The sequence below is a fragment of the Pseudomonas sp. 2835 genome, assembly GCF_050435905.1.
GTDB lineage: Bacteria > Pseudomonadota > Gammaproteobacteria > Pseudomonadales > Pseudomonadaceae > Aquipseudomonas.
In genome coordinates this window covers 264,849-291,467 of record NZ_JBNDLE010000006.1, presented here as the reverse complement: position 1 = coordinate 291,467, position 26,619 = coordinate 264,849, and the positions used below count along the sequence as shown (strand labels likewise).

22 protein-coding genes are annotated in these 26,619 nt (G+C 62.5%); 3 read left to right on the top strand and 19 right to left on the bottom strand.

Translation table 11 applies throughout. The annotated features are described in order from the left end of the window. Nucleotides 1-83 precede the first annotated feature (83 nt). Nucleotides 84-272: a hypothetical protein gene (locus ABIE20_RS11565; protein ID WP_093384931.1), complete on the top strand. Its 189-nt coding sequence runs from the start codon at nucleotides 84-86 to the stop codon at nucleotides 270-272. 37 nt (nucleotides 273-309) lie between these two features. Here ABIE20_RS11565 and ABIE20_RS11560 read toward each other — a convergent pair whose 3' ends face one another. Then, nucleotides 310-696 (bottom strand): fe2+ zn2+ uptake regulation protein, encoded by a 387-nt coding sequence (locus tag ABIE20_RS11560; RefSeq protein ID WP_429505207.1) that lies wholly within the window; start codon nucleotides 694-696, stop codon nucleotides 310-312. 210 nt (nucleotides 697-906) lie between these two features. On the opposite strand from ABIE20_RS11560, the gene ABIE20_RS11555 reads away from it, so the two are divergent. Further along, nucleotides 907-3,231 (top strand): acylase, encoded by a 2,325-nt coding sequence (locus ABIE20_RS11555; RefSeq protein WP_429505206.1) that lies wholly within the window; start codon nucleotides 907-909, stop codon nucleotides 3,229-3,231. A 1-nt stretch (nucleotide 3,232) separates the two neighbouring features. Here ABIE20_RS11555 and yegQ read toward each other — a convergent pair whose 3' ends face one another. Beyond that, complete coding sequence (gene yegQ, locus ABIE20_RS11550) at nucleotides 3,233-4,552, bottom strand: tRNA 5-hydroxyuridine modification protein YegQ (protein WP_429505205.1); 1,320 nt, start codon at nucleotides 4,550-4,552, stop codon at nucleotides 3,233-3,235. Between the two features lie 122 nt (nucleotides 4,553-4,674). Between yegQ and ABIE20_RS11545 the strand changes: the two genes are divergently transcribed. Then, nucleotides 4,675-5,739 carry an AI-2E family transporter gene (locus ABIE20_RS11545; RefSeq protein WP_429505204.1) on the top strand — a complete coding sequence of 355 codons (1,065 nt, stop codon included), beginning with the start codon at nucleotides 4,675-4,677 and terminating at the stop codon, nucleotides 5,737-5,739. On the opposite strand, the gene ABIE20_RS11540 is transcribed toward ABIE20_RS11545, so the two are convergent. The 17 genes from ABIE20_RS11540 to ABIE20_RS11460 form a co-directional block, all read right to left on the bottom strand. Continuing rightward, a complete protein-coding gene (locus ABIE20_RS11540) occupies nucleotides 5,736-7,790 on the bottom strand; it encodes a TonB-dependent receptor family protein (protein ID WP_429505203.1) in 2,055 nt (684 codons plus the stop codon). The two genes, ABIE20_RS11545 and ABIE20_RS11540, sit on opposite strands and share 4 nt — an antisense overlap. Nucleotides 7,791-7,937: 147 nt before the next feature. Further along, the gene (nuoN, locus tag ABIE20_RS11535; RefSeq protein ID WP_429505202.1) at nucleotides 7,938-9,407 is read right to left on the bottom strand and encodes an NADH-quinone oxidoreductase subunit NuoN; all 1,470 of its coding nucleotides are present in this window, start codon (nucleotides 9,405-9,407) and stop codon (nucleotides 7,938-7,940) included. 7 nt (nucleotides 9,408-9,414) lie between these two features. Beyond that, nucleotides 9,415-10,947, bottom strand: coding sequence for an NADH-quinone oxidoreductase subunit M (nuoM, locus tag ABIE20_RS11530; protein WP_258610243.1), 1,533 nt, complete (start codon nucleotides 10,945-10,947; stop codon nucleotides 9,415-9,417). Between the two features lie 39 nt (nucleotides 10,948-10,986). Next, on the bottom strand, nucleotides 10,987-12,840 hold the full coding sequence (gene nuoL, locus ABIE20_RS11525; RefSeq protein WP_038996051.1) for an NADH-quinone oxidoreductase subunit L: 1,854 nt from the start codon (nucleotides 12,838-12,840) through the stop codon (nucleotides 10,987-10,989). Then, complete coding sequence (gene nuoK / locus ABIE20_RS11520) at nucleotides 12,837-13,145, bottom strand: NADH-quinone oxidoreductase subunit NuoK (protein ID WP_028944232.1); 309 nt, start codon at nucleotides 13,143-13,145, stop codon at nucleotides 12,837-12,839. Before nuoK ends, nuoL begins: the two co-directional genes overlap by 4 nt. A gap of 4 nt (nucleotides 13,146-13,149) precedes the next feature. Beyond that, entirely contained in the window at nucleotides 13,150-13,650 is a 501-nt protein-coding gene (nuoJ, locus tag ABIE20_RS11515) for an NADH-quinone oxidoreductase subunit J (protein WP_038996050.1), read from the bottom strand. A 9-nt stretch (nucleotides 13,651-13,659) separates the two neighbouring features. Continuing rightward, nucleotides 13,660-14,208 carry an NADH-quinone oxidoreductase subunit NuoI gene (nuoI, locus tag ABIE20_RS11510; protein WP_009400993.1) on the bottom strand — a complete coding sequence of 183 codons (549 nt, stop codon included), beginning with the start codon at nucleotides 14,206-14,208 and terminating at the stop codon, nucleotides 13,660-13,662. Nucleotides 14,209-14,219: 11 nt separating this feature from the next. Further along, complete coding sequence (gene nuoH / locus ABIE20_RS11505) at nucleotides 14,220-15,227, bottom strand: NADH-quinone oxidoreductase subunit NuoH (protein WP_038996049.1); 1,008 nt, start codon at nucleotides 15,225-15,227, stop codon at nucleotides 14,220-14,222. Next, complete coding sequence (gene nuoG, locus ABIE20_RS11500) at nucleotides 15,224-17,938, bottom strand: NADH-quinone oxidoreductase subunit NuoG (protein WP_429505201.1); 2,715 nt, start codon at nucleotides 17,936-17,938, stop codon at nucleotides 15,224-15,226. Before nuoG ends, nuoH begins: the two co-directional genes overlap by 4 nt. Nucleotides 17,939-18,071: 133 nt before the next feature. After that, nucleotides 18,072-19,445 carry an NADH-quinone oxidoreductase subunit NuoF gene (nuoF, locus tag ABIE20_RS11495; RefSeq protein ID WP_429505200.1) on the bottom strand — a complete coding sequence of 458 codons (1,374 nt, stop codon included), beginning with the start codon at nucleotides 19,443-19,445 and terminating at the stop codon, nucleotides 18,072-18,074. Further along, on the bottom strand, nucleotides 19,442-19,939 hold the full coding sequence (gene nuoE, locus ABIE20_RS11490; protein WP_012313767.1) for an NADH-quinone oxidoreductase subunit NuoE: 498 nt from the start codon (nucleotides 19,937-19,939) through the stop codon (nucleotides 19,442-19,444). Before nuoE ends, nuoF begins: the two co-directional genes overlap by 4 nt. A 2-nt stretch (nucleotides 19,940-19,941) precedes the next feature. Continuing rightward, nucleotides 19,942-21,723 (bottom strand): NADH-quinone oxidoreductase subunit C/D, encoded by a 1,782-nt coding sequence (gene nuoC / locus ABIE20_RS11485; protein ID WP_095162673.1) that lies wholly within the window; start codon nucleotides 21,721-21,723, stop codon nucleotides 19,942-19,944. A 78-nt stretch (nucleotides 21,724-21,801) separates the two neighbouring features. Beyond that, on the bottom strand, nucleotides 21,802-22,479 hold the full coding sequence (locus tag ABIE20_RS11480; protein ID WP_010220398.1) for an NADH-quinone oxidoreductase subunit B: 678 nt from the start codon (nucleotides 22,477-22,479) through the stop codon (nucleotides 21,802-21,804). Between the two features lie 10 nt (nucleotides 22,480-22,489). Continuing rightward, complete coding sequence (locus ABIE20_RS11475; protein WP_010220397.1) at nucleotides 22,490-22,903, bottom strand: NADH-quinone oxidoreductase subunit A; 414 nt, start codon at nucleotides 22,901-22,903, stop codon at nucleotides 22,490-22,492. 358 nt (nucleotides 22,904-23,261) lie between these two features. Then, nucleotides 23,262-23,924 (bottom strand): lysoplasmalogenase, encoded by a 663-nt coding sequence (locus ABIE20_RS11470; protein WP_429505199.1) that lies wholly within the window; start codon nucleotides 23,922-23,924, stop codon nucleotides 23,262-23,264. 136 nt (nucleotides 23,925-24,060) lie between these two features. Then, the gene (gene aceA, locus ABIE20_RS11465; protein WP_038996041.1) at nucleotides 24,061-25,386 is read right to left on the bottom strand and encodes an isocitrate lyase; all 1,326 of its coding nucleotides are present in this window, start codon (nucleotides 25,384-25,386) and stop codon (nucleotides 24,061-24,063) included. Between the two features lie 489 nt (nucleotides 25,387-25,875). Continuing rightward, nucleotides 25,876-26,610, bottom strand: a complete 735-nt coding sequence (locus ABIE20_RS11460; RefSeq protein ID WP_429505198.1) for a secretin N-terminal domain-containing protein — start codon at nucleotides 26,608-26,610, stop codon at nucleotides 25,876-25,878. Between the last annotated feature and the right edge of the window lie 9 nt (nucleotides 26,611-26,619).

The window sequence follows — 26,619 nt, the reverse complement described above, 5'->3', positions numbered from 1 at the left end:
ATAGTCCGCTGCTGGCAGGTGAGGATGTATCATGCGCACGGCCCGCTTCGGGGCTTTTTGTCGATGTCGCAAGGAACTACCCAATGACTCAAGGTCAACGTCTGAAATACTCCATCCTGATCTCCCTGCTGGTGCTGGGGATCATGCTCGGCCTGTCCTATCTGCAAAAGCAGGGGACCATCAGCGAGCAAGTGTTCCAGTACATCGCCATCGCGGTGGCAGTGGTTGTAGTGGTGGTCAACGGCATCATGCGCCGCAAGGTCAAGCCTTGAGGCCATAAGCGCGGCCGGCTGGCTGCCGGCCGGTCGCTCAGCGAGAAATCGACTGCTCAAGCACTGCCCGGGCCTGGGGGTTGAGGCTGTAGCATTTGTCGCTGCCCAGGCTGATCACGCCCTCGGCGCACAAGCGCTTGAGCACTTCGCGGACACTGAGAAACGACAGCGGGATATCCAGCTGTTCGAGCTGGCTGTGCACCCCTCGTACACCAATGCTGCGGCCATTGCGATCAGCCATGTGCAGGGCATCGATGACCTTCAGGCGAATCAGGCTGGTGCGCAGGCCGAAGGCCTTGAGCAGCTCGCGGATGTGTTCATTGCCAGGGCGCTCGATGTCGCCGGCTTCGGTTCGTTCAGTCACAGGTTGGCTCGTCGTGCGGCCAGATCCAGCTATCACCGCTGACTGTTGCTGGTTGTACATGTGAATGCTCCATTTCTTGGCCTGTCCAGGTAAGCAAAAGTGTTTGCCTACACCTATAAGACGAATGAGCGCGGCAAAACTGCAGTACCTGATGAAAAAAATCTCCAGGCTCACCCTCTAAAGACGTATTGAGCGGGCCAATCCCGTAAATTTTTCCGGCGCACTTCGTTCAGTCAGAACGACCTTTCCCCTGATTGAGCTGGAGTGCGCGTGATCAACCCCCGTCCTTTTGCAACCGTTTGTCTGGCCGGGCTGCTTGCCGGCCTGAGCCTTCCCGCCCAGGCGCGCTTGGCCGCGGGCGATGCCTCGGCCGAAATCCGCCGCAGCAGTTACGGCGTACCGCACATCCTGGCCAAGGACGAACAGGGATTGGGTTACGGCATCGGTTACGCCTACGCACAAGACAACCTGTGCCTGCTGGCTAACGAAGTGGTCACCGTCAATGGCGAGCGCTCGCGTTACTTCGGCCCCGCCCAGCGCACGTTCGAGCAGCGCGAAAACCTGCCCAGCGACCTGTTCTTCAATTGGCTGAATACGCCAACCGCCGTGTTCGGTTTCTGGCAGGCGCAACCGGCGGCCATGCGCGCACGCCTGGAAGGCTATGCCAAGGGCTACAACCGCGCGCTGGCCGAGTTCAAGGCCCAGGGGCAGGGCGCGCAGTGCCTGCAGGCAGAATGGTTGCGGCCGATCACCACCCTTGACCTGGTCAAGCTGACCCGCCGCTTGCTGGTCGAAGGCGGTGTAGGCCAGTTCGCCGAAGCCCTGGCCGGGGCCACGCCGCCGAATGTGGTCGCCCAGTTGCGCCCGGACCTCAGCGCCGCCCAACTGCGCCAGGAGCAGTTTGCCGTCGAGCGCGGCAGCAATGCCGTGGCCATCGGTGCCGAGCGCTCGTTCAATGGCCGCGGCATGCTCCTGGCCAACCCGCACTTTCCCTGGGCGGGCGGTATGCGCTTTTATCAGATGCAGTTGACCCTGCCAGGCAAGCTGGATGCCATGGGCGCGGCCTTGCCGGGTTTGCCGTTGATCAATATCGGTTTCAACCAGCACCTGGCCTGGACCCACACGGTTGACACCTCCAAGCACTTCACCTTGTACCGCCTGGAGCTGGACCCCAAGGACCCGACCCGCTACCTGCTCGACGGCAAGTCGCAGGCGATGACCCACCAGCGCCTGAGCGTGACGGTCAAGGGCGAGGACGGCCAGCTCAAGCCCGTGACCCGTGAGGTCTACAGCTCGGTGTTCGGTCCGATCGTGCAATGGCCGGGGCGCCTGGACTGGGACAAGCAGCACGCGTTCAGCCTGCGTGATGCCAATATCGAAAACACCCGGGTGCTGGAGCAGTGGGATGCGATGAATCGCGCCGACAGCCTGAAGGCCTTGCAGGCCTCGGTGCAGCGTCTGCAGGGAATTCCCTGGGTCAATACCCTGGCGGTGGATGCCAAGGGCCAGGCGCTGTACTTGAACCAGTCGGTAGTGCCCTATGTCGACGCCGCCTTGCTGGCCACCTGCAGCGACCCGGCCGCCGGCCAGGAGCTGATCGTGCTCGACGGCTCGCGCAGTGCCTGTAACTGGAAGGTCGACCCGCGGGCCGCCCAGGCCGGCATCTTCCCCGCACAACTGCTGCCGAGCCTGAGCCGCAAGGACTTCGTCCAGCATTCCAACGACTCGGCGTGGATGGTCAACCCGGCCACACCGTTGCAAGGCTATTCGCCGCTGGTCAGCCGCGAAGACCAACCGCTGGGGCCGCGCAGCCGCTTCGCCCTGCAGCGCCTGGCGAGCCTGAGCGAGAAGGGCAAGATCAGCCCGGCCGACCTGCAGCAGATGGTCATGGACAACCAGGTATATGTCGCCGAACTGGTCATGCCCGACCTGCTCACCTGGTGTGCCGCTCAAGCGTCTGATGCCCGGCTCGGCGCGCTGTGTGCGAGCCTCAAGGCCTGGGACCAACGCGCCAACCTCGATAGCGGCCTTGGCCTGGTGCACTTCCAGAACATCTTACAGGCCCTGCAGGGGCGCAAGGACATCTGGCGCGTCGGTTTCGACGCCGCCGATCCGCAGCACACGCCGCGCGGGTTGGCGGTCGATCAGGCCGAGGTGGCCAATGCCTTGCGTGAGGCGGCCCTGGCTTCAATCGCTCAGGTGAGCAAGGCCGGTTTCGCCGAGGACGCGCGCTGGGGGCAGATCCAGCAGGCTGCCGATGGCACGCCGATTCATGGCGGGCCGGCGAGCCTTGGCGTATACAACGCGATCCAGAGCGTACCGGTTGCCGCCGACAAGCGCCTGGTAGTCAGTGGCACCAGCTACCTGCAGTTGGTGACCTTCGATGACCTGGGCCCGCATGCCCTGGGAATGCTGGCGTTCTCCGAGTCCAGTGAAGCGGGTTCGGCTCATGCCAGCGACCAGACCCGGGCGTTCTCGGCCAAGCAATGGCAGGTGATTCCATTCACCGAGGCGCAGATCAAGGCCGATCCGCAGTATCGCTTGCAGGTGATTCGCGAGGTTGAAAGCGCGACGGTGGCCAAGTCCGCACCTTGATTCAATGAGTCAAATCCCTGAGCAGCAAGCCGAAGGCCAGGTCCACCTGCTCGGGGATTGGCAGATACACCGTGTGCCCATCCCCCGGCGCAACCTCGATCGCGCCGCCCTGGCGATCACGCAATTGATGCAGGTCGAAATGGTAGTTGCCCTTGGGCGTCATCAATTCCAGATGATCACCCACGGCAAATCGGTTCTTCACCCGCACTTCGGCCAGGCCGTTGACCCGCTCGCCGCTCAGTTCGCCGACGAACTGCTGGCGCTCGGACACCGAGTTGCCGCGCTGGTAATTCTGATACTCGTCATGCACATGCCGGCGCAGGAAGCCTTCGGTATAGCCGCGCTGGGCCAGTGATTCGAGGTTGAGCATCAGGTTGCGGTCGAACTCGCGCCCGGCTGCCGCGTCATCGATGGCCTGACGATACACCTGGGCTGTGCGTGCGCAGTAGAAGTGCGACTTGGTCCGGCCTTCAATCTTCAGCGAATGCACGCCCATGCGCGTCAGCCTTTCAACATGCTGCACTGCCCGCAGGTCCTTGGCGTTCATGATGTAGGTGCCGTGCTCGTCTTCGAAGGCCGGCATGTCTTCTTCGGGGCGGTTGCTCTCTTGCAGCACGAATACCTGTTCGGTCGGCGCGCCGAGGCCCAGGGTCGGTTCCACTTCGCGGACGATTTCCCCAGTGACATTCTCGCTTGCCGGGGTGGCCTTGTACTGCCAGCGGCAGGCGTTGGTACAACTGCCCTGGTTGGCGTCGCGCCGGTTGAGGTAGCCCGACAGCAGGCAACGGCCGGAGTAGGCCATGCACAGGGCGCCATGGACGAAGACTTCCAGCTCCATCTGCGGCACTTGCTGGCGAATCTCTTCGATTTCTTCCAGCGACAGCTCACGCGACAGGATCACCCGGGTCAGGCCCTGGCTGCGCCAGAACTCGACGCTGGCCCAGTTCACCGTGTTGGCCTGCACCGAGAGGTGAATCGGCATCTGCGGGAAGTTCTGGCGCACCAGCATGATCAGGCCCGGGTCGGACATGATCAGTGCATCCGGGGCCATCTCGATCACCGGCGCCAGGTCCTTGAGGAAGGTCTTGAGCTTGGCGTTGTGCGGGGCGATGTTGACCACCACGTAGAAGCGTTTGCCCTGGGCTTGAGCCTCCTTGATACCCAGGGCCAGGTTGGCGTGGTCGAATTCGTTGTTGCGCACGCGCAGGCTGTAGCGCGGCTGCCCGGCATACACGGCATCGGCGCCATAGGCGAAGGCATAGCGCATGTTCTTCAGTGAGCCGGCGGGGGCGAGCAGTTCGGGTTTGGCGAGAAGGGTCATGATCGGGTCGCGGCAAAAGGCGCGGATGCTACGCCGGCTGCAGCGAGTGTTTATTGATCTGCATCAACGGCACTTTTGGCAATGCCCGGCGCACTAATGAATAGAACGCACAAGGAGCGCACATGAACGAAACCGTCATGCAACACAAGGCGTTACTGGCACTGCTGGTGCTGGTAACCGTCGCCTTCATCTGGATTCTCCTGCCGTTCTATGGCGCGGTGTTCTGGGCGGTGATCCTCGGTATCGTCTTCGCCCCGCTGCAACGCCGCCTGCTGGCGCGCCTGGGCTGGCGGCGCAACCTGGCTGCCGGGCTGACCCTGTTCATCTGCCTGGTGATCGCGATCCTGCCGGTGATCATCATCAGTACCCTGCTGGTGCAGGAGGGTGCGGCGCTGTACAAGAACGTCGAAAGCGGCGAGCTGGACCTGGCCGGCTACATCGAACGCTTCAAAAACATCCTTCCGGCCTTTGTGCAGAACTTCCTCGAGCGTATGGGCATGGGCGACCTGGCCGGCCTGCGCGACAAGATCACCAAGGGCGCCATGCAAGGCAGCCAGTTCTTCGCTACCCAGGCATTCAGCTTCGGCCAGGGTACTTTCGATTTTCTGGTGAGCTTCGGCATCATGCTCTACCTGCTGTACTTCTTCCTGCGCGATGGCGCCGAGCTGGTGCGCAAGATCCGCACCGCGGTGCCGCTGGCCGAACAGCAAAAGCGCCGCCTGCAACTGAAGTTCAACCGCGTGGTACGCGCCACGGTCAAGGGCAACCTGCTGGTGGCGGTGACCCAAGGGGCACTGGGCGGGATCATCTTCTGGATTCTCGACATCCCCAGCGCCCTGGTCTGGGGCGTGCTGATGGCTTTTCTGTCGCTGCTGCCGGCAGTCGGCGCGGGGATCGTCTGGGCGCCGGTGGCGGTGTACTTTGTTGCCACCGGCGCCTTCTGGCAAGGCGCGGTGCTGGCCGCCTTTGGCGTGTTCGTCATCGGCCTGGTGGACAACGTGCTGCGCCCGATCCTGGTGGGCAAGGACACCAAGATGCCCGATTACCTGATCCTGGTTTCCACCCTGGGCGGGCTTGCGGTCTTCGGCCTCAATGGCTTTGTCATCGGCCCGCTGATCGCCGCGCTGTTCATGTCCAGCTGGGCGATCTTCGTGTCCACCAAACCACAGGTGCAACTGCCCAGTTAACGGAAGCTGTACGACACCCCGGCATAGACCCCGAAGCCTTCGCCCGGGGTCGAGCGGGCAATGTCCGCGCCGTTGTCGTTGTAGCCCGGGGTGACGGTGGCGGCGTAGCGCTTGCTGGTCAGGTTGCGCAGGTCGAGCCAGGTCTGCCAGTCCTGTTTCGGCGAGTTGTAGCCCAGGGTGGCGCCGAGAATGGCATAGGCGTCGGTCGGGTAGCTGTTGGCGTAGTCGACCTGGACCTTGGAGGCCATCTGTGTGTTGAGCCCTGCATACAGGCCGCTGGGCAGGTCGAAGCGCAGCTCGGCCTGGTAGTAGTGCATAGGGATGCCCGGCAGTCGGTTGTCGCCGAAGCTGTCGTTGTCACGGTAGTGGAAGTCGCTGAAGGTGTAGGCCTGGCGCAGGCTCAGCTTGCCGACGCCAGTGCGCTGCCACAGCAGGCTGTCGAGACCGGCCTCGATGCCCTGGTGCACGGTCGGGCTGGCGTTGAACTCCTTGGCCGGCTGGCCTGGCACGATCTCCACCGCCAACAGCTCATGGCGTACGTCCGAGTAATACCAGGCCAGGTCCCAGCGGCCGATGGCCGACTCGCCGCGGGCCCCCAGCTCCAGGGTGGTGGCTGTCTGGTTCTGCATTTCAATCGGTTGCGTGTTACTGGTCGAGCTCCAGACCAGCGACCAGGGGTGCGGCGGCTCCACCGAACGGCTCAGGTTACCGTATACCTGCAACTGCGGGCTGATGTCGTAGCGCAAGCCCAGGCGCGGGGCATAGTCCCAGTCGCTCTGGCTGACCTTGCCGCCATTGTCCGGGTAGGTCACCGCACTTTCGCGGCGGGTGTAGATCGCTGCCAGGCCGCTGGTCAGCCATAGGTCGGGGATCAGTTCCAGTTCGTTGCCGACATGCAGGACAGTGTCCGAGCCCTGGTAGGTGAAATCCCGGGTTTTTGCTCCGAATACGCCATTGACCCGCGCGTATTGCGAAGCGCCGCTGTTAGGCAAGTGCTTGGTGGTGCGCCAGCCGACGGTGGTTTTGCTCTCGTGGCCGAACAGCGTGTGGCGGCGCTGATAATTCAGGGTGCCGCTAACGTCGGTGTAGGCGACCTTCAGGCGCATCGGGCCTTCGCGCAGGTCCATCGGATAGTCGTGATAGACAAGGCCTGCTTCGAGCTGCGAGTCTTCATCGAGATAGAAGGTGGTCTTGTTGCCCAGCCAGGTACTGCCCGGCTGCGGACGACTGTCGTCACGGCTCAGGTAGGCCGGGTTGGCCGCCCGCGGATCATGCTTGATCTGCTCCTGGGTCAAGCGCCCGGCCAGATCATTCTCGGTTTCCCGATAGCGCAGGTAGAAGCGTGTTTCCAGGTTCGGGTTGAACCGGTAGCCGACATTGGCGGCGAGGCCCTTGCTGCTGCCGCTGCTGTGCCGCTGGTAGCCGTCGTACTCGGAATCGGTCAGCGCCACGTAGTAGTCCAGGTCACCCAGTACCTGGCCGGAGCTGATCTGGCGTTTGGCATAGCCGCGACTGCCGAGCTCATAGCGCAGTTGCAGCGGTGCGGCGTCGCGGCCGGTATGGGTGATGTAGTCGATAGCGCCGCCCAGGGCCAACGCGCCGCGGTCGAAGCCGTTGGCACCACGCAGCACTTCGGCGCGGCTCAGCCACAGGGGTTCGAACAGCTCATAGGGCGTGCCACCCGGGCCGGTCAGCGGCAGGCCGTCGAACATCGTGTACACACCCGAGCCATGGGCGCCGGGGGCGCGGTTGATACCCGAGCCCCTGATCGACAGCTTGATGCCATCGTTGCCAGCGGATTGGGCGAATACCCCGGGCTGGTAGGCGAGCACATCCTGGTTGCTGGCGACCCGGCCTTGCTCCACCCGCTGCATGTCGATCAGGTTGCTGGCGCCAGGCACCTGCTGCAGGCGCTGGCGAGCGTCCTGCAGTTCGCTCTGCTCCTGTTCCTGGATCAGCACCTGGCCGAGTTCGATGCTATCGCCGGCCTGCACCGACGCGGCACAGGAGATCAGCAAGGCGAGGGAGGAGCGGGGTAGGGTGGGGCGCATCGATGGAGTTCCAGGACTGAGAGCGGGTATCTGACGTCGCAACTATCAGACGAAGCACAGTCACCGATCTGTACCGGCCCTATCGCTGGCAAGCAGCCGAAAACAAAACACCCCGCCGAAGCGGGGTGTTTGTCAGTGCCAGATCGATCAACCGATCAATTGCAGACCTGCATGCTGAACCATGTCCAGCAATGGCTGCGGGTACACGCCCAGGACGAAGGCGAGGATGGCGATAGCCAGCAGCATCACGCCGCCGGTGCGCTGCTCCCAGTTCAGCGGGGCGTCGTGGCGACGCAGGTTCGGCTCGATCAGGTACAGGGTGACCATCACGCGCAGGTAGTAGAACACGCCGATGGCACTACCGATCACCAGGGCACCGACCAACCACCACAGCTGCGACTCGACGCCGGTAGCGATGATGTAGAACTTGCCGATGAAGCCTGCGGTCAGCGGGATACCGGCCAGCGACAGCATCATTACGGTCAGCACCGCGGTCAGGTACGGACGGCGCCAGAACAGGCCGCGGTACTCGTACAGGGCGTCAGCGTCACGGCCGTTGTATGGCGAGGACATCAGGGTGATGACGCCGAAGGCACCGAGGCTGGTGATCACGTAGGTGACCAGGTACACGCCGATGGCTTCGACCGCCAGGCCCTTGCTCGCCACCAGGGCGATCAGCAGGTAACCGAAGTGGGCGATCGAGGAGTAACCGAGCAGGCGCTTGAGGTTGCTCTGGGTCAGCGCCAGCAGGTTACCGATCAGGATCGAGGCCACGGCAATCACCGACAGCACGGTGGTCAATACGCCGCTGCTGGCTGCAGGGGAGATCATGAACAGGCGTACGACGACGGCGAACACGGCGACCTTGCTGGCGGTGGCCAGGAAGGCGGCAACCGGTGCCGGAGCACCTTCGTAGACGTCCGGGGTCCACAGGTGGAAGGGCACCAGCGACAGTTTGAACGCCAGGCCAACCAGCATCATGCCCAGGCCCAGCTGGGCGATCGTGCTTGGCATGCTGGTGGCCGCCAGGGCCTTGCCGATGCCGTCGAAGCTCAGGCTGCCAGCGTCGGCATACAGCAGCGCCATGCCGAACAGCAGGAAGGCGGAACCTGCGGCCGAGAGCACCATGTACTTGATGCCGGCTTCCAGCGAACGCTTGTTGAAGAAGGCATAGGCGACTAGGCCGTAGACCGGTACCGAGAGCAGCTCAAGGCCGATGAACAGGCCGGCCAGGTGCTGCGCGCTGACCAGTACCAGACCGCCCAGGGCGGACATCAGGATCAGCAGGTACAGCTCTTCGCGGTTGCCCGGGTAGCCTTTGCCGCCATCACCCAGGTAGGCGTGGGCGAGGGTGACGCAGGCGAGGGTGGCAACCAGGATCAGCGCCATGTACAGGCAGGCGAAGTTGTCGATGGTCAGCAGCGGGGTGACTGCCAGGGGCGCAACCTTCAGTGCCGGGATGATCGACAGCAGGGCCAGGTTCAGGCCCACGGTCGACAGCAGGAAGGTTTGCGAGTGGTTGCGCCGCCAGGCGATCGCCAGCATCACTACGACCGTGGTGATGGTGGTGATCAGCAGCGGCGCAAGCGCGATAAAGTGTTGAATCGTCAGGTCCATAGCGCTCTTACCGGGCCGAAGCGAGTTGAGTGAAAGCGGAACCCAGCCACTGCTGTACACCACTCATGGTGGCGGCAGAAGTGTCCAGGAACGGCTGCGGGTAGACGCCCAGCAGGATCAGCAGGCCAGCCAGGCCCAGCACCATGATCATTTCGCGGGTGTCCATGCCAGCCAGGACTTCATCGGATTTGGCCGGGCCGAAGTAGGCGCGGTGAATCATGATCAGCGAGTACACCGAACCGAACACCAGGCCCGACGTCGCGATCACGGTGACCCATGGCGAAGCGACGAAGCTGCCGATCAGGATCAGGAATTCGCCAACGAAGTTACCGGTACCTGGCAGGCCCAGGGAGGCGGCGGCGAAGAACAGGCTGATGGCCGGCAGGTAGGCGATGCGGTGCCACAGGCCACCCATCTGACGCATGTCACGGGTATGCAGGCGCTCGTACAGCTGGCCGCTGAGGATAAACAGTGCCGCTGCCGAGAGGCCGTGAGCCAGCATCTGAATCACCGCGCCTTGCAGGGCCTGCTGGCTGCCGGAGTAGATACCGATCAGCACGAAGCCCATGTGCGAAACGCTGGAGAAGGCGATCAGACGCTTGATGTCGGTTTGTGCGAAGGCCAGGAAAGCACCGTAGAAAATCCCGATCAGACCCAGGGTCATGGCGATCGGCGCAAACTCGGCCGAGGCGTTCGGGAACAGCGGCAGGGCGAAACGCAGCAGGCCGTAGGCCGCGGTCTTCAGCAAGATACCGGCAAGGTCGACGGAACCTGCGGTCGGTGCCTGGGCGTGAGCGTCAGGCAGCCAGGAGTGAAACGGTACAACCGGCAGCTTGACCGCGAAGGCGATGAAGAAGCCGAGCATCAGCAGGTATTCGGTGCCAGCGGGCAGGTCGGCCTTGAGCAACTGGGTGTAGTCGAAGGTGATCACACCGGTGTTGCTGTAGTTGACCAGTACCAGACCAAGGATCGCCACCAGCATGATCAGGCCGCTGGCCTGGGTGAAGATGAAGAACTTGGTTGCGGCGTAGATCCGGGTCTTCTTGCCATCCGATGAGCTGTGACCCCAGAGCGCGATGAGGAAATACATCGGCACCAGCATCATTTCCCAGAAGAAGAAGAACAGGAACAGGTCCAGGGCCAGGAACACACCGACCACGCCGCCCAGGATCCACATCAGGTTGAGGTGGAAGAAGCCGACGTGGCGAGTGATCTCTTTCCAGGAGCACAGTACCGAGAGCACACCGAGCAGGCCGGTGAGCAGGATCATCAGCAGCGACAGGCCATCGAGGGCCAGGTGCAGGCTGATGCCGAAGCGTTCGATCCACAGCACTTTGAATTCGAACGCCCACTCGGGCGCGGCGCCCGGTGCAGGGGCCAGGGTGTAGTCCCCGTTGGCCCACAGCCAGAGGCCGATACCAAGCAGCAGGGACATGGTCAGCAGCGCAATCCAGCGCGGCAGGGTAGCGCCGAAGCGCTCACCCAGCCAGCACAGCAGGCCGCCGATGAAGGGGATCAGGATCAGCCAAGGCAAAATCATGACGGGCTCAATTCCTTTCGCAAAGTCGCAAGGTTCATATCAGACCGCAGCCATAACAACGGCACCGAGTACAAGCACGGCACCTACGGCGATCGAAGCGGTGTACCAGCGCAGCTGACCGGTTTCGGTTTTGCTCATGGCGGCATGACCGCCCTTCGCCATACGCGGAATCAGGCCAATGCTGCGGTCAACCGGATCCTTGCGCAGGATGTGGCTGATCAGCAGGTAAGGTTTGACGAACAGCTTGTCGTAGATCCAGTCGAAGCCCCAGGCGGCGAACCACCAGGCCGACAGCACACGACCGATACCACTGTTGGCAATCGCGGTAACCAGGCGACGCTTGCCCAGGAACAGCATCGCCGCCAGCAGGATACCGGCGATGGCAATGGCGCCCGAGGCGATTTCCAGGCTGTGCTTGGCTTCGCCGCCGGCATGGCCGACGCTCTGCGGCAGCACGCCCGCCAGCGGTGGATGAATCCAGGCACCGACGAAGGTCGACAGCACGATCAGCACGCCCAGCGGCAGCCAGTGGGAAATCCCGTGGCCGGCGTGAGCTTCGGTCTTGGCTTCGCCGTGGAAGGCGATGAAGATCAGGCGGAAGGTGTACAGCGAGGTCATGAAGGCACCGACCAGGCCGGCGTACAGCAGACCGTTGTTGCCGCTGGCGAAGGCTTCCCAGAGGATCTCGTCTTTCGAGTAGAAGCCGGCGGTCAGCAGCGGCAAGGCAGCCAGGGCGGCACCACCGACGATGAAACTGGCGTAGGCCAGTGGCAGTTTCTTCCACAGGCCGCCCATCTTGAAGATGTTCTGCTCGTGGTGGCAGGCAACGATCACCGCACCGGAAGCAAGGAACAGCAGGGCCTTGAAGAAGGCGTGGGTCATCAGGTGGAAGATCGCGCCTTCCCAGGCACCAACGCCCAGGGCCAGGAACATGTAGCCGATCTGGCTCATGGTCGAGTAGGCGAGGATACGCTTGATGTCGGTCTGCACCAGGGCGGCAAAGCCGGCCAGCACCAGGGTCACGCCGCCGACTACACCGACCAGGTGCAGCACGTCAGGGGCCAGGGCGAACAGGCCATGGGTACGGGCAATCAGGTAGACACCGGCGGTAACCATGGTTGCCGCGTGGATCAGTGCCGAAACCGGGGTAGGGCCGGCCATCGCGTCGGCAAGCCAGGTCTGCAGCGGCAGCTGGGCCGATTTACCGACCGCGCCACCGAGCAGCATCAGGGTTGCCAGGACCATCCAGAAATCACCCGCCTGGAACTTCTGCGGGGCCAGCACCAGCAGTTCCTGAACGTTCAGGGTACCCAGTTGCTGGAACAGGATGAACAGGCCGATGGCCATGAACACGTCGCCGATACGGGTGACGATGAAGGCTTTGAGTGCGGCGTTACCGTTGTTGCGGTTGCTGTAGTAGAAACCGATCAACAGGTACGAGCACAGGCCCACGCCTTCCCAACCGAAGTAGATGAACAGCAGGTTGTCGCCCAGGATCAGGAACAGCATGCTGGCAATGAACAGGTTGGTGTAGGCGAAGAAGCGCGAGTAACCGGCTTCACCGCGCATGTACCAGGAGGCGAACAGGTGGATCAGGAAGCCGACGCCGACCACCACGCCAAGCATGGTCACCGACAGGCCGTCCAGGTACAGGGTGAAGTTCGGCGCAAAGCCGTCCACCGACATCCACTGCCACAGCAGCTGGCTGTACGCGCCGCCAGCAGGCGGGGCGACGTTGAACTGCCAGATCACGTAGGCGGCGACGATGGCCGAGAGGCCCACCGAACCGACGCCAACCAGCGCCGACAGGTTCTCGGACCAGCGGCCGCGCGAGAACGACAGCAGCAGGAAGCCGATCAGGGGGAATACGAACGTCAGAAAGAGAAGGTTCATCCGCGCATCTCACTGGCAGCATCGATATCGAGAGTGTGGAAGCGGCGATACAGCTGCAACAGGATCGCTAGGCCGATACTGGCCTCGGCCGCTGCCAGGCTGATCACCAGGATGAACATGATCTGTCCATCCGGCTGCGCCCAGCGGCTGCCGGCAACGATGAACGCCAGTGCCGAGGCGTTCATCATGATTTCCAGGCTCATCAACACGAAAAGAATATTGCGGCGCACCATCAGGCCGACAAGGCCGAGGCAGAATAGGATGCCGGCGACGGCCAGGCCATGTTCGAGAGGAATTGCTGGCATGTGATTACTCCTTCGCCTCGTTGCGGCCGAGGTGGAAAGCCGTCACCGCTGCGGCGAGCAGCAGCATCGAGGCCAGTTCCACCACCAGCAGGTAAGGGCCGAACAGGCTGATGCCGACGGCCTTGGCGTCAACCGTGGTGTGGCCGATGCCGGCGCCGCTTTCGCTGGCGAACAGCACATACAGCAGCTCGACCAGCAGCAGTGCACCAAGCACCACCGGGCCGAGCCAGATGCCCGGCTTGAGCCAGCCGCGTTCCTGGGCGACCGAAGCCGGCCCGAGGTTGAGCATCATCACCACGAAGACGAACAGCACCATGATGGCGCCAGCGTAGGCGATCACTTCCAGGACACCGGCGAACGGAGCGCCGAGGGCGAAGAAGGTCATCGCCACGGAGATCAGCGAAATGATCAGGTAGAGCAGGGCGTGCACGGGGTTGGTGTTGGTGATCACCCGAAGGGTGGACACCACAGCGACACCGGATGCGAAATAGAAAGCGAATTCCATCTTTCTTCCTTAAGGGAGCAAGCTCTTCACGTTGATCGGCTCGGCTTCGTTCTGCGCGGCGCCTTTCGGCTTGCCGGCAACAGCCATACCTGCAACACGGTAGAAGTTGTAGTCAGGGTTCTTGCCGGGGCCGGAGATCAGCAGATCTTCTTTCTCGTACACCAGGTCCTGACGTTTGAACTCGGCCATCTCGAAATCCGGGGTGAGCTGGATCGCGGTGGTCGGGCAGGCTTCCTCGCAGAGGCCGCAGAAAATGCAACGGGAGAAGTTGATGCGGAAAAACTCCGGGTACCAACGACCGTCTTCTGTTTCGGCTTTCTGCAGCGAGATGCAACCGACCGGGCAAGCCACGGCACACAAGTTGCACGCTACACAGCGCTCTTCGCCATCCGGGTCGCGGGTCAGGACGATGCGGCCACGGTAGCGTGGCGGCAGGTAGACCGGCTCTTCGGGGTACTGCAGGGTGTCACGTTTGCGAAAACCGTGAGAGAACACCATCACCAGGCTGCGCAGCTGGGTGCCAGTGCCCTTAACGATGTCGCCAATATATTTGAACATGGGTCAAATCCTCACTGGGCCGCAACAGCTGGCGTGTTGAGCAACACGAGCGCAGCGGTCACCAGCAAATTGATCAGGGTCAGCGGCAGGCAGAACTTCCAGCTGAAGTCCATCACCTGGTCATAGCGCGGGCGCGGAATAGAGGCGCGCAGCAGAATGAACAGCATGATGAAGAACGCGGTCTTTAGGGCGAACCAGACGAACGACAGTTGCGGCAGGATGCCGAACGGACCGTGCCAGCCACCGAAGAACAGGGTTACCAGCAGCGCCGAGATCAGGATGATGCCGATGTACTCACCGACGAAGAACATGCCCCATTTCATGCCGGCATATTCAATGTGGTAACCGTCGGCCAGTTCCTGTTCCGCTTCCGGCTGGTCGAACGGGTGACGGTGAGTCACGGCGACGCCAGCGATGAAGAAGGTGCAGAAACCGAAGAACTGCGGAATGATGAACCACAGGTTCTGGGCCTGGTAGTCAACGATATCGCGCATGTTGAACGAGCCGACCTGGGCGACGATGCCCATCAGCGCCAGGCCCATGAACACTTCGTACGACACGGTCTGGGCCGAGGCCCGCAGGCTGCCGAGCAGGGCGTACTTGTTGTTCGACGACCAGCCGGCGAACAGTACCGCGTACACCGACAGACCGGCCATGGCGAAGAAGAACAGCAAGCCGATGTTCAGGTCCGCGACACCCCAGGTCGGGGTGATCGGGATGATCGCGAAGGCGATCAGCAAGGCGCTCATGGCCACCACCGGCGCCAGTGTGAAGATCACCTTGTCGACGAAGGGCGGGTTCCAGTCCTCCTTGAAGAACATCTTGAGCATGTCGGCAGCGATCTGGAACATGCCGAACGGGCCGACGCGGTTCGGACCGTAGCGGTCCTGCCACCAGCCCAGCAGGCGCCGCTCGACGAAGCTGAGCAGCGCACCGCAGACCACCACGGCCAGCAAGACCACGATGGCCTTGATGACGGTGATGATCACATCGATCACTTCAGGGGTGAACCAGGTCATTGTGCTGCCTCCTGCAGGCCTTCGACGGATGCACCGAAGATGGCAGGCGGAATGCCGGCCAGGCCTTTGGGCAGGGCAACCAGGCCTGCGCCCAGTTCTTCATTGATGCGCAGCGGCAGACGCAGGGCAACGCCGGCGACGTTGAGGCTGAGCAGGGCGCCGTCGTTGACACCCAGGCGATCGGCTTCGGACTTGGCCAGGGCCACGTAGGCTTCTGGGATGCGCTCTTGCACCGGGGCTGCGCGCGAGGAGTTCTCTTCGCTGCCGAACAGGTGGTAGAACGGCACCGCTTGCCAGGTGCCGCGGGCCGGAGCGAAGGCTGCCGGAACGCTGGCGAACCAGTTCAGCTTGTCGCCCTGGGTTTCGATCAGGCGGGTGCCCGGGTCGCCTGCACGCAGGTGACCACCGACCTCGTCCTGGAACTTGTTCCAGGCTTGCGGCGAGTTCCAGCCCGGCGACCAGGCGAACGGCACTTGCGAGCGCGGTTCGGCCGAACCCGAGTAACCTTCCATGGAGAAGGCGAACGCGGTGTCCTTGTCTTGCGGGGTACGCGGCTCGTGCACGCTGATGTTGGCACGCATGGCGGTACGGCCGGAGTAGCGCAGCGGCTCACGCGCAAGCTTCATGCCCTTGATGCGGAACGAAGCGGACGGTGCGGCGTTGACGATCCCGGACAGTTGCGGCGCGACCGCGGCGCAAGCGCTGGTGACGTGGTCCAGCTGGGTCCAGTCCACCGGCTTGTTGAGCAGGGTGGCACGCAGGGCGTGCATCCAGCGCCAGCCTTCGTGAACCAGGATGCTGCTGTCCAGGTAGGTGGGGTCGAATACCTGGAAGAAGCGCTGGGCGCGGCCTTCCTGGCTGACCAGGGTGCCGTCGCCTTCGGCGAAGGTCGCCGCCGGCAGCACCAGGTGGGCGCGCTCGGTGGTGGCGGTCTTCTGGTGATCGGCAACGATAACCACTTTGGCGGCGGCCAGGGCAGCGTCGACCTTGGCAGCGGCAACGCGGCTGTACAGGTCGTTTTCGAGCACGACGATGGCGTCGGCCTTGCCTTCGATCACCGCGTCCAGGGCAGCGTCGATCGACTCGCCACCGAGCATGGCCAGGCCCAGGCTGTTGGCCTCAGGCACCACCAGGCTCAGCGAGCCGTTCTTCTCGCGCAGCTTCAGGGCTTTGGCGATGTTGGCGGCAGCTTCGATCAGGGCGTTGGAGGCCAGCGAGGTACCGGCAACCACCAGCGGACGGTTGGCGGCCACCAGGGCGTCGGCGATGCGCTTGGCCAGGGCCAGGGCTTCGGCGTCCAGGCCGTCAACGGCAGGCGCGCTCGGGTCGATGGCGTGAGCCACGGCGAAACCGATACGGGCGAGGTCGTCCGGCGCTGCGTGTACGCACTCTTCAGCGACGTCATCGAGCTTGGTTTCGGCCAGGCTTGCAATAAACAGCGGGTACATGGCGTGCTGGCCGATGTTCTTCACTGCGGCATCGAGCCACGGCTGAACGCGCATGGCATCGGCCATGGCTTCGGCCTTGCCCTTGACCGACTGGCGCAGGGCCAGGGCCACACGGGCAGCGGTCTGGGTCAGGTCTTCGCCGAGGACGAACACCGCGTCATGGTCTTCCATGTCGCGCAGGGTCGGTACTGGCAGCGGGCTGTCGTTGAGCACTTGCAGGGCCAGGCGTACGCGGGCCAGTTCACCGGCTTCCATACCCGAGTAGAAGTGCTCGGCGCCGACCAGCTCACGCAGGCCGTAGTTGCTTTCGAGGCTGGCACGTGGCGAACCGATACCGACGATGTTGCGCCCGCGCAGCATGTCTGCGGCCTTGTCCAGGGCGGCATCCAGGCTCAGCTTGGTGCCGTCGGCCAGCAGTGGCTGACGTGGACGGTCTTCACGGTTGACATAGCCATAGCCGAAACGGCCGCGGTCGCAGAGGAAGTACTGGTTGACCGAACCGTTGAAGCGGTTTTCGATCCGGCGCAGTTCGCCGTAGCGCTCACCCGGGCTGATGTTGCAACCGCTGGAGCAGCCATGGCAGATGCTTGGGGCGAACTGCATGTCCCATTTGCGGTTGTAGCGCTCGGAGTGGGTCTTGTCGGTGAACACACCGGTCGGGCAGACCTCGGTGAGGTTGCCGGAGAACTCGCTCTCGAGGGTGCCGTCTTCGACGCGACCGAAGTAGACGTTGTCGTGGGCACCGAATACGCCCAGGTCGGTACCGCCGGCGTAGTCCTTGTAGTAACGCACGCAACGGTAGCAGGCGATGCAGCGGTTCATCTCGTGGGCGATGAACGGGCCGAGCTCCTGGTTCTGGTGGGTACGCTTGGTGAAACGGTAGCGGCGCTCGTTGTGGCCGGTCATTACCGTCATGTCTTGCAGGTGGCAGTGACCGCCTTCCTCGCACACCGGGCAGTCGTGCGGGTGGTTGGTCATCAGCCATTCGACGACGCTGGCACGGAATACCTTGGCTTCTTCGTCTTCGATGGAAATCCAGCTGCCATCGGTGGCAGGGGTCATGCAGGACATGACGATGCGACCACGGGTGTCGTTTTCGTCGGTGTACTGCTTGACCGCGCACTGGCGGCAGGCACCGACGCTACCAAGCGCCGGGTGCCAGCAGAAATAGGGGATGTCGAGGCCGAGCGACAGACACGCCTGTAACAGGTTGTCTGCGCCGTTGACTTCGAGCTCTTTGCCGTCTACGTGGATAGTGGCCATGGTTCAAAGTTCTTCGTTGGCCCGCGTCTGCGGGCGTGGCTAATGGAAATCTGTGTGCCTGCAGCCCGCGACAGGTGTCCCCGGGCGAGCTGGGCAGGCAGCGGGCGGCACGGACCGCCCGCATTGTTATTCGTTATGCGCCGACGACGATCGGTTTCGCCAGGTCCGGGCGCAGGCCTGCAGCGGCAGCAGCCGGTGCCTGGCTGGCAATGCCAGCCTCGAACTCAGGGCGGAAGTACTTGATCGCGCTACCCAGCGGCTCAACGGCGCCCGGTGCGTGGGCACAGAAGGTCTTGCCGGGCCCAAGGAAACCAACCAGACCCAGCAGGGTCTCGATGTCGCCCTGCTGGCCCTGGCCTTTCTCGAGGGCGCGCAGGAGCTTGACGCTCCATGGCAGGCCGTCGCGGCACGGGGTGCAGAAGCCACAGGATTCACGGGCGAAGAACTCTTCCATGTTGCGCAGCAGCGAGACCATGTTGACGCTGTCGTCCACGGCCATGGCCAGGCCAGTACCCATGCGGGTGCCGACCTTGGCGATGCCACCGGCGTACATTTGCGCGTCCAGGTGCTCGGGCAGCAGGAAACCGGTACCGGCGCCGCCTGGCTGCCAGCACTTGAGCTTGAAGCCATCGCGCATGCCGCCGGCGTAGTCTTCGAACAGCTCGCGGGCAGTGACGCCGAACGGCAGTTCCCACAGGCCCGGGTTCTTGACCTTGCCAGAGAAGCCCATCAGCTTGGTGCCGTGGTCTTCGCTGCCTTCACGGGCCAGCGACTTGTACCAGTCGATGCCGTTGCCGACGATGGCCGGCACGTTGCACAGGGTCTCGACGTTGTTCACGCAGGTCGGCTTGCCCCACACGCCAACGGCGGCAGGGAAGGGCGGCTTGGAGCGCGGGTTGGCGCGGCGGCCTTCGAGGGAGTTGATCAGGGCGGTTTCTTCACCGCAGATGTAGCGCCCGGCACCGGTGTGGACGAACAGCTCGAAGTCGAAGCCGCTGCCGAGGATGTTCTTGCCCAACAGGCCTGCAGCCTTGGCTTCCTCGACCGCACGGGTGAGGTTGCGCGCTGCGGTGGTGTATTCGCCACGCAGGAAGATGTAGCCGCGGTAGGCTTTCAGCGCGCGGGCGCTGATCAGCATGCCCTCGATCAGCAGATGGGGCTGTTGCTCCATCAGCATGCGGTCTTTCCAGGTGTTGGGCTCCATTTCGTCCGCGTTGCACAGCAGGTAGCGGATGTTCATGGATTCGTCTTTGGGCATCAGGCCCCATTTGACGCCGGTCGGGAAGCCCGCACCGCCACGGCCCTTGAGGCCGGAATCTTTCACGGTCTGGACGATATCGTCCTGGGACATCTGCGCCAGGGCCTTGCGGGCGGCGGCGTAGCCGTCCTTGGCCTGGTACTCGTCGAGCCACAGCGGCTCGCCGTCGTCACGCAGGCGCCAGGTCAGCGGATGGGTTTCAGCCGAGCGCGCAATGCGGTTGGCCGGGCCGAAGGAAGTGATGGTCATACGTAACCCTCCAGCAGTTTGGAGACGCCAGCAGGCTGCACGTCGCCAAAGGTGTCGTCGTCGATCATCAGCGCCGGGGCCTTGTCGCAGTTACCCAGGCAGCATACCGGCAGCAGGGTGAAGCGCCCGTCCGCGGTGGTCTGGCCCAGGCCAATGCCCAGCTCGCTCTGGATCTGGCTGACTACCGACTCGTGGCCGCCGATGTAGCAGACCATGCTGTCGCAGACGCGGATGATGTGCCGGCCAACCGGTTGACGGAAGATCTGGCTATAGAAGGTGGCCACGCCTTCGACGTCGCTGGCAGGAATGCCGAGCACTTCGCCGATGGCGTAGATGGCGCCGTCTGGCACCCAGCCGCGTTCCTTCTGAACGATCTTCAGGGCTTCGATGGACGCCGCGCGCGGGTCCTCGTAGTGATGCATCTCGTGCTCGATGGCCGAGCGCTCGGTTTCGCTCAGGGCGAAACGGTCGGTTTGGATAAGCGTGCTGTTCATGCTTAGCGGTCCACGTCAGCCATAACGAAGTCGATACTGCCCAGGTACGCAATGAGGTCCGCGACCATGCTGCCGCGGATCACCGAAGGGATCTGCTGCAGGTGCGGGTAGCTCGGGGTACGGATCCGGGTGCGGTAGCTCATGGTGCCGCCGTCGCTCGTCAGGTAGTAACTGTTGATGCCCTTGGTCGCCTCGATCATCTGGAAGGACTCGTTGGCCGGCATCACCGGGCCCCACGAAACCTGCAGGAAGTGAGTGATCAGGGTTTCGATGTGCTGCAGGGTGCGCTCTTTCGGAGGCGGCGTGGTCAGCGGGTGATCCGCCTTGTACGGGCCTTCCGGCATGTTGCGCAGGCACTGGTCGATGATGCGGATACTCTGGCGCATCTCCTCGACACGGACCATGCAGCGATCGTAGGCATCGCCGTTGTGGGCCAGCGGCACTTCGAACTCGAAGTTCTCGTAGCCGGAGTAAGGGCGGGCCTTGCGCAGGTCGAAGTCCAGACCGGTGGAGCGCAGGCCGGCACCGGTGACGCCCCATTCCAGGGCCTCTTTGGTGTTGTACTGGGCAACGCCGATGGTCCGGCCCTTGAGGATGCTGTTCTGCAGGGCGGCCTTGGTGTACTCGTCGAGGCGCTTCGGCAGCCAGTCGACGAAGTCTTTCACCAGTTTTTCCCAGCCGCGCGGCAGGTCGTGGGCAACGCCACCGATGCGGTACCAGGCCGGGTGCAGACGGAAGCCGGTGATCGCTTCGATCACGGTGTAGGCGCGCTGACGGTCGGTGAAGGTGAAGAACACCGGGGTCATGGCGCCGACGTCCTGGATGTAGGTACCCAGGAACAGCAGGTGGCTGGTGATGCGGAAGAACTCGGCGAGCATGATACGGATCACGTCGACCTTCTGCGGCACCTGGATGCCGGCCAGCTTCTCTACCGCCAGTACGTACGGCAGGTTGTTCATCACCCCGCCGAGGTAGTCGATACGGTCGGTGTAGGGGATGAAGCTGTGCCAGGACTGGCGCTCGGCCATCTTCTCGGCGCCACGGTGGTGGTAACCGATGTCCGGGACGCAGTCGACGATCTCTTCGCCGTCCAGCTGCAGGACGATACGGAAGGCACCGTGGGCCGAAGGGTGGTTGGGGCCGAGGTTGAGGAACATGTAGTCCTCGTTGGCGCCGGAACGCTTCATGCCCCAGGCCTCAGGGTTGAAGCGTGCGGCTTCTTCCTCGAGCTGCTGCTTGGCGAGGGTCAGGCTGTACGGATCGAACTCGGTGGCGCGGGCGGGGTAGTCCTTGCGCAGCGGGTGACCTTCCCAGGTCGGCGGCATCATGATCCGGGTCAGGTGCGGGTGGCCGGCAAAGTCGATGCCGAACATGTCCCAGACTTCACGCTCGTACCAGTTGGCGTTGGGCCAGATACCGGTGACGGTGGGCAGGTTCAGGTCGCCTTCGCTCAAGGCCACCTTGATCATCACGTCGCTGTTTCGCTCAACCGACAGCAGGTGGTAGAACACGCTGAAGTCGGCGCCCGGCAGGCCGCGGCGCTGGGTGCGCAGGCGCTCGTCGACGCCGTGCAGGTCGTAGAGCATGCTGTACGGCTTGGCGACATGGCGCAGGAAACTCAGCACTTCCTTGAGTTTTTCGCGGGTAACCCAAAGCACCGGCATGCCGGTGCGGGTTTCCTGGGCGACGAACGCTTCGGGGCCGAATTTGTTGTTCAGTTCGACGACCACATCCTGGTCGTCAGCCTTGTAAGGCGGGATATAAATAGCGGTGTCCGCTGTCATGGTCTCGGTCGCTTTCGGTCAACGTAGAGAATGAAGCCAGGCTGCCTGTCGCGCATGCGCAGGCAACAGGTCGCTGGATCAGACTTCGTCGGGGCTGCGCAGGTTGGTGACCTGGATGCGCTGTTCACGGCGTTGCTCTTTCTGCGACGGCATCTCGGCACGGTAAATGCCTTGATCACCGACAACCCAGGAAAGAGGACGACGCTCCTGGCCAATCGACTCCTGCAACAGCATCAGGCCTTGCAGGAAGGCTTCAGGGCGAGGCGGGCAGCCAGGCACGTAGACATCCACGGGGAGGAACTTGTCGACCCCCTGAACGACCGAGTAAATGTCGTACATGCCGCCGGAGTTGGCACACGAACCCATGGAGATGACCCACTTGGGTTCGAGCATCTGCTCGTACAGGCGCTGGATGATCGGCGCCATCTTGATGAAGCAGGTGCCGGCGATGACCATGAAGTCGGCCTGACGCGGCGATGCCCGGATGACTTCGGCGCCGAAGCGGGCGATGTCGTGGGGCGCCGTGAAGGCCGTGGTCATTTCCACGTAGCAGCAGGAGAGGCCGAAGTTGTACGGCCACAGGGAGTTCTTACGCCCCCAGTTGACCGCGCCACTGAGCACATCTTCAAGTTTGCCCATGAAGATGTTCTTGTGGACCTGGTCCTCTAGCAGCGAATCGGAGACGGTTTCCCGCTCTCCGATTGGATATTGCTCGTTGGGAGCATCCGGGTCGATTCTGGTGAGATTGTATTGCATTGCCAAAGCCTCATTGTTTCAGCTTCGCTTGCCGCTTGCGACGCCCTTCGGGAGCCCAATCAAGTGCCCCGACGCGCCATAGGTAGACAAGACCTGCCAACAGAATTGCTATGAAAACGAGTGCTTCGACGAATCCGGTCCAGCCGCTTTCGCGGACGGACACAGACCATGCAAAGAGAAAGAGGGCTTCGATATCGAAGATCACGAACAGCATCGCGACCAGATAGAATTTGGCTGACAGGCGCAAGCGGGCGCCGCCAGTGGGCAGCATGCCGGACTCGAAGGGTTCGTTCTTGCTACGGCCCCAAGCCTTGCTGCCGAGCAGGGCAGACAGACCGAGCATGAAGGCACACAGGCCTACGACACCCAAAAGGAAAATGGCAAAGCCCCAGTTGTGGGCGATGAGTCCTGTCGAATCGGGCATGCTGAAAATCCTTATACAGAGACCAGTCTCTGCGGCTTGAAAAGAAGTAGAGCAGTGACGATATGTCGCAGCGGAATCTATCGCGCTGATTTTATGGGTAAACCCGGTGCAAGTAAAATTTCTGCAGCAAATTTATTCGTAAGATTAAGAACAAAAATCTTTCGTAACAGGCTGCAGGCCACGCGGGCCGGGCATTGCCTTGGGTTCTGTTAATTATGTTTCTTGCAAAACGTAATGAAGCTGCAACTTCGTAATGATAATTAATATCATTTGAAGCTGTGCGATTAGTCCTACTGTTCGAGTCAACTACAAAGTTGTGCAACATAGCCGTCACCTGCAAGTTTCCACACCTTGTGTTTTAACCTGTTTTTTCTTGCCCTGCCGCGCTCTGGATCAAGGCTTTTGTCGATTGCCTGGTGTAGGCCGAGGCGGCGATGGCCCACTGGCCCAGCCAGTAGGCAATGATGATCAGGTACTGGGCAGCGTCGAACGGGCTGACGAAGCGGTCGATGCCGATCAGGCTGTCGGAAAACACGAAAGACACTGCGCCCAGCGCCGCCAGGCCGCCACAGGCCAGGGCGCGCCAGAGCATCGCGCTGATAGCCAGGGCGTACACGGTGACCGGAATCAGCAGTTCACCCAGGCCGGCGCTGATCAGCAGCCCCAGCAGTAGTGCGCCGACAATCGCCGAACCGAACAGGGCTGCGGGCGCCAGCTGACGGTTCTCACCCAGGTAACCGCGCAGGTAGGCCAGGTGCGCGCAGAGAAAGGCCGCCAGGCCAAACACGAACAGGTCGCCAGGCACGGCCAGGAGAATGTCGCCGAGCAGCGAAAAGCCCAGGCCGATGATGATCCAGCGCCGGTAGGGGGTAGGTTCTGCAGTGCTGAGCCAGTAGATCAGCGCCAGCACCGGCATCGGCTTGACCGCCAGCCCCAGCAGCGCATTGGTGCTGGCCAGTGCATATATATAGAAGGCTGCGCCCAGCAGGGCCAGGCAGAGCAGGGTGACAGGGCGGGACATGGCCGATCCTTGGTGTTGTTGTGCACCTAGCATAGCCAATGGGAATTAATAAGAAAGCCCACAAAAACAAAACCCGGGGCCCCATCACAGGCCCCGGGTTTTGTGTGTTACCCGAATGTCAGCAACCGATCAGCGATCAGTGGAACTGCTCTTCTTCGGTCGAACCGGTCAGTGCGGTTACCGAAGACTTGCCACCCTGGATCACGGTGGTCATGTCGTCGAAGTAGCCGGTGCCGACTTCCTGCTGGTGGGCGACGAAGGTGTAGCCTTTCGAAGCGTCAGCGAATTCCTGCTCTTGCAGCTTCACGTAGGCGGTCATGTCGTTGCGGGCGTAGTCGTGCGCCAGGTTGAACATGCCGTGCCACATGTTGTGGATACCGGCCAGGGTGATGAACTGGTGCTTGTAGCCCATGGCCGACAGTTCGCGCTGGAACTTGGCGATGGTGGCGTCGTCCAGGTTCTTCTTCCAGTTGAAGGAAGGCGAGCAGTTGTACGACAGGATCTGGTCCGGGTATTCCTTCTTGATTGCCTCGGCGAAGCGACGGGCTTCGTCCAGGTCCGGCTTGGCGGTTTCACACCAGATCAGGTCGGCGTATGGCGCGTAGGCCAGGCCGCGGGCAATGGCTTGGTCGAGGCCGGCGCGAACCTTGTAGAAACCTTCCTGGGTGCGCTCGCCCACCACGAACGGCTGGTCGTACGGGTCGCAGTCGCTGGTCAACAGGTCAGCGGCGTTGGCGTCGGTACGGGCCAGGATGATGGTCGGTACGCCGGCAACGTCAGCCGCCAGACGGGCAGCGCTCAGCTTCTGCACGGCTTCCTGGGTTGGTACCAGTACCTTGCCGCCCATGTGGCCGCATTTTTTCACCGAGGCCAGCTGGTCTTCGAAGTGAACGCCGGCGGCGCCTGCTTCGATCATGTTCTTCATCAGTTCGTAGGCGTTCAGAACGCCGCCGAAACCGGCTTCGGCGTCAGCCACGATTGGCGCGAAGTAGTCGATGTAGCCTTCGTCGCCCGGGTTCTTGCCGGCTTTCCACTGGATCTGGTCGGCGCGACGGAACGAGTTGTTGATGCGCTTGACCACGGTTGGCACCGAGTCCACCGGGTACAGCGACTGGTCTGGGTACATGGACTCGGCCGAGTTGTTGTCGGCAGCCACTTGCCAGCCGGACAGGTAGATGGCCTGGATACCGGCTTTGACCTGTTGTACAGCCTGGCCGCCGGTCAGGGCGCCCATGCAGTTGACGAAATCTTTTTCTGGACGGAAGGACGGGTGTGCGCCCTGGGTGACCAGCTTCCACAGCTTCTCGGCGCCCAGGCGGGCCAGGGTGTGCTCAGGCTGGATCGAGCCACGCAGACGAACGACATCAGCGGCGGTGTAGGTACGGGTCACGCCTTTCCAGCGCGGGTTCTCGGCCCAGTCTTTTTCGAGGGCTGCAATTTGCTGTTCGCGTGTCAGTGCCATGGAAATAAACCTCGTCGCATCGGTCTTGGGTAAAAAATCTCGCTCTCTACTGCGCAGATCAGAAGCCTGGCAAAGGTCAGTATGGGCGAAATATGCGACGGTCGAACGATGGGGCTCGAAGAAGGGAAGTGAGCAGGTGGGCGAGGTTTTCGCTGCAGGGTGGCTCGTGGTTGCCGAACTGCAGTGAACAGTGCTGCCGGGTACCTTTTGATGCGCTTCCGTCCCTCGGGACAACTTCGTTCCAGTCGCAATCTCGTCAAACTGCCTTGTGGGCGGTACAGACACGAGTCGGCTCAGGTGGGTAGGTTAGAGCGCGGCTCGAAAGCCCTTGCCAGGGCCTCTGATTAGCGGGAGCGGGGCCATCATGCCTCGGCGTTTCGGGGTCGTCAAATGTTTTGTAGTGGTTTTTTATCACCACTACATCTTTGGTCTAATACGACTCATCAGTCAGTTTCGAGGCCGTTGGTCGAGGCCTTGATTTGTCTGGCTTCAGTCCAAAGCGTCGACTTTTACCCGCAATGTCATGTTTTCACCGCGCTGGGTGCTGTAACTGAGGGTTGAAGCACTGCGTTCGGACTGACTCTGCTGGTTGACTCCGGCCAAGGTGATCCACTCACCGAGCTTGCCGCTGACTTTTGTGTCGGTACTTTGCACCTTCACTACATCAGGACGTTCCTGGCTCATCCGGTCATTGTTGGTACTGATGTTCAGGTGCACGGTGTCGCCAGTGACGCTGGCGGTGACGTAGAAGCCCTGGGTGACATTGCGGTATTCGGTGTCGCTCTGCACCCGGCCATAGCCATCGGTACTGGTGCTGGTAATCGGGATGCTCTGGCCGACCTGAATCAGCGCCGGGCTGCCTTCGCTGGCTTGCACCTGCTGCAGGCCGCCTTCGCGGTTGGCAGTGCCGTAACGGATGACCCGGGCATTGCCGCGGTCGTCCTGGAAGTTGCTGTCGTTGTTGTCGACGCTGATCAAAAGCCTGCGCGGCGCGGTATCCAGTTGCTGCAGCAGGGTGCGCAGGTCGTCGATGCGCTCGGGTTCGGCGTTGACGATCAGTTTGTTTTCGAAGGCGCTGACGCTGCCGTCCTGGCCAATGAAGGCTTGCGCGGCGGGGAGGATTTCAGCGCTGGTACGGTGACTCAGCGGCAGGACTTCGGTGGCGGCCAGCGCACTCAGGCTGAACGACAGAAGCAGGGAGGCGAGAAGGGGGCGTAGCGGCATGTCCATGAT

Coding starts and splice junctions, on each gene's coding strand:
- ABIE20_RS11460 (WP_429505198.1), bottom strand. CDS start 26,610: ATGCCGCTACGCCCCCTTCTCGCCTCCCTGCTTCTGTCGTTCAGCCTG.
- nuoJ (WP_038996050.1), bottom strand. CDS start 13,650: ATGGAATTCGCTTTCTATTTCGCATCCGGTGTCGCTGTGGTGTCCACC.
- nuoC (WP_095162673.1), bottom strand. CDS start 21,723: ATGACAGCGGACACCGCTATTTATATCCCGCCTTACAAGGCTGACGAC.
- ABIE20_RS11560 (WP_429505207.1), bottom strand. CDS start 696: ATGTACAACCAGCAACAGTCAGCGGTGATAGCTGGATCTGGCCGCACG.
- nuoK (WP_028944232.1), bottom strand. CDS start 13,145: ATGCCAGCAATTCCTCTCGAACATGGCCTGGCCGTCGCCGGCATCCTA.
- nuoF (WP_429505200.1), bottom strand. CDS start 19,445: ATGACCATCACTTCCTTCGGCCCGGCCAACCGCATTGCGCGCTCGGCT.
- ABIE20_RS11565 (WP_093384931.1), top strand. CDS start 84: ATGACTCAAGGTCAACGTCTGAAATACTCCATCCTGATCTCCCTGCTG.
- yegQ (WP_429505205.1), bottom strand. CDS start 4,552: ATGACCCTTCTCGCCAAACCCGAACTGCTCGCCCCCGCCGGCTCACTG.
- ABIE20_RS11480 (WP_010220398.1), bottom strand. CDS start 22,479: ATGCAATACAATCTCACCAGAATCGACCCGGATGCTCCCAACGAGCAA.
- nuoE (WP_012313767.1), bottom strand. CDS start 19,939: ATGAACAGCACGCTTATCCAAACCGACCGTTTCGCCCTGAGCGAAACC.
- nuoL (WP_038996051.1), bottom strand. CDS start 12,840: ATGAACCTTCTCTTTCTGACGTTCGTATTCCCCCTGATCGGCTTCCTG.
- nuoM (WP_258610243.1), bottom strand. CDS start 10,947: ATGATTTTGCCTTGGCTGATCCTGATCCCCTTCATCGGCGGCCTGCTG.
- nuoI (WP_009400993.1), bottom strand. CDS start 14,208: ATGTTCAAATATATTGGCGACATCGTTAAGGGCACTGGCACCCAGCTG.
- ABIE20_RS11545 (WP_429505204.1), top strand. CDS start 4,675: ATGAACGAAACCGTCATGCAACACAAGGCGTTACTGGCACTGCTGGTG.
- ABIE20_RS11475 (WP_010220397.1), bottom strand. CDS start 22,903: ATGCCCGATTCGACAGGACTCATCGCCCACAACTGGGGCTTTGCCATT.
- aceA (WP_038996041.1), bottom strand. CDS start 25,386: ATGGCACTGACACGCGAACAGCAAATTGCAGCCCTCGAAAAAGACTGG.
- nuoG (WP_429505201.1), bottom strand. CDS start 17,938: ATGGCCACTATCCACGTAGACGGCAAAGAGCTCGAAGTCAACGGCGCA.
- ABIE20_RS11540 (WP_429505203.1), bottom strand. CDS start 7,790: ATGCGCCCCACCCTACCCCGCTCCTCCCTCGCCTTGCTGATCTCCTGT.
- nuoH (WP_038996049.1), bottom strand. CDS start 15,227: ATGACCTGGTTCACCCCTGAAGTGATCGATGTGATCATCACCGTCATC.
- nuoN (WP_429505202.1), bottom strand. CDS start 9,407: ATGGACCTGACGATTCAACACTTTATCGCGCTTGCGCCGCTGCTGATC.
- ABIE20_RS11470 (WP_429505199.1), bottom strand. CDS start 23,924: ATGTCCCGCCCTGTCACCCTGCTCTGCCTGGCCCTGCTGGGCGCAGCC.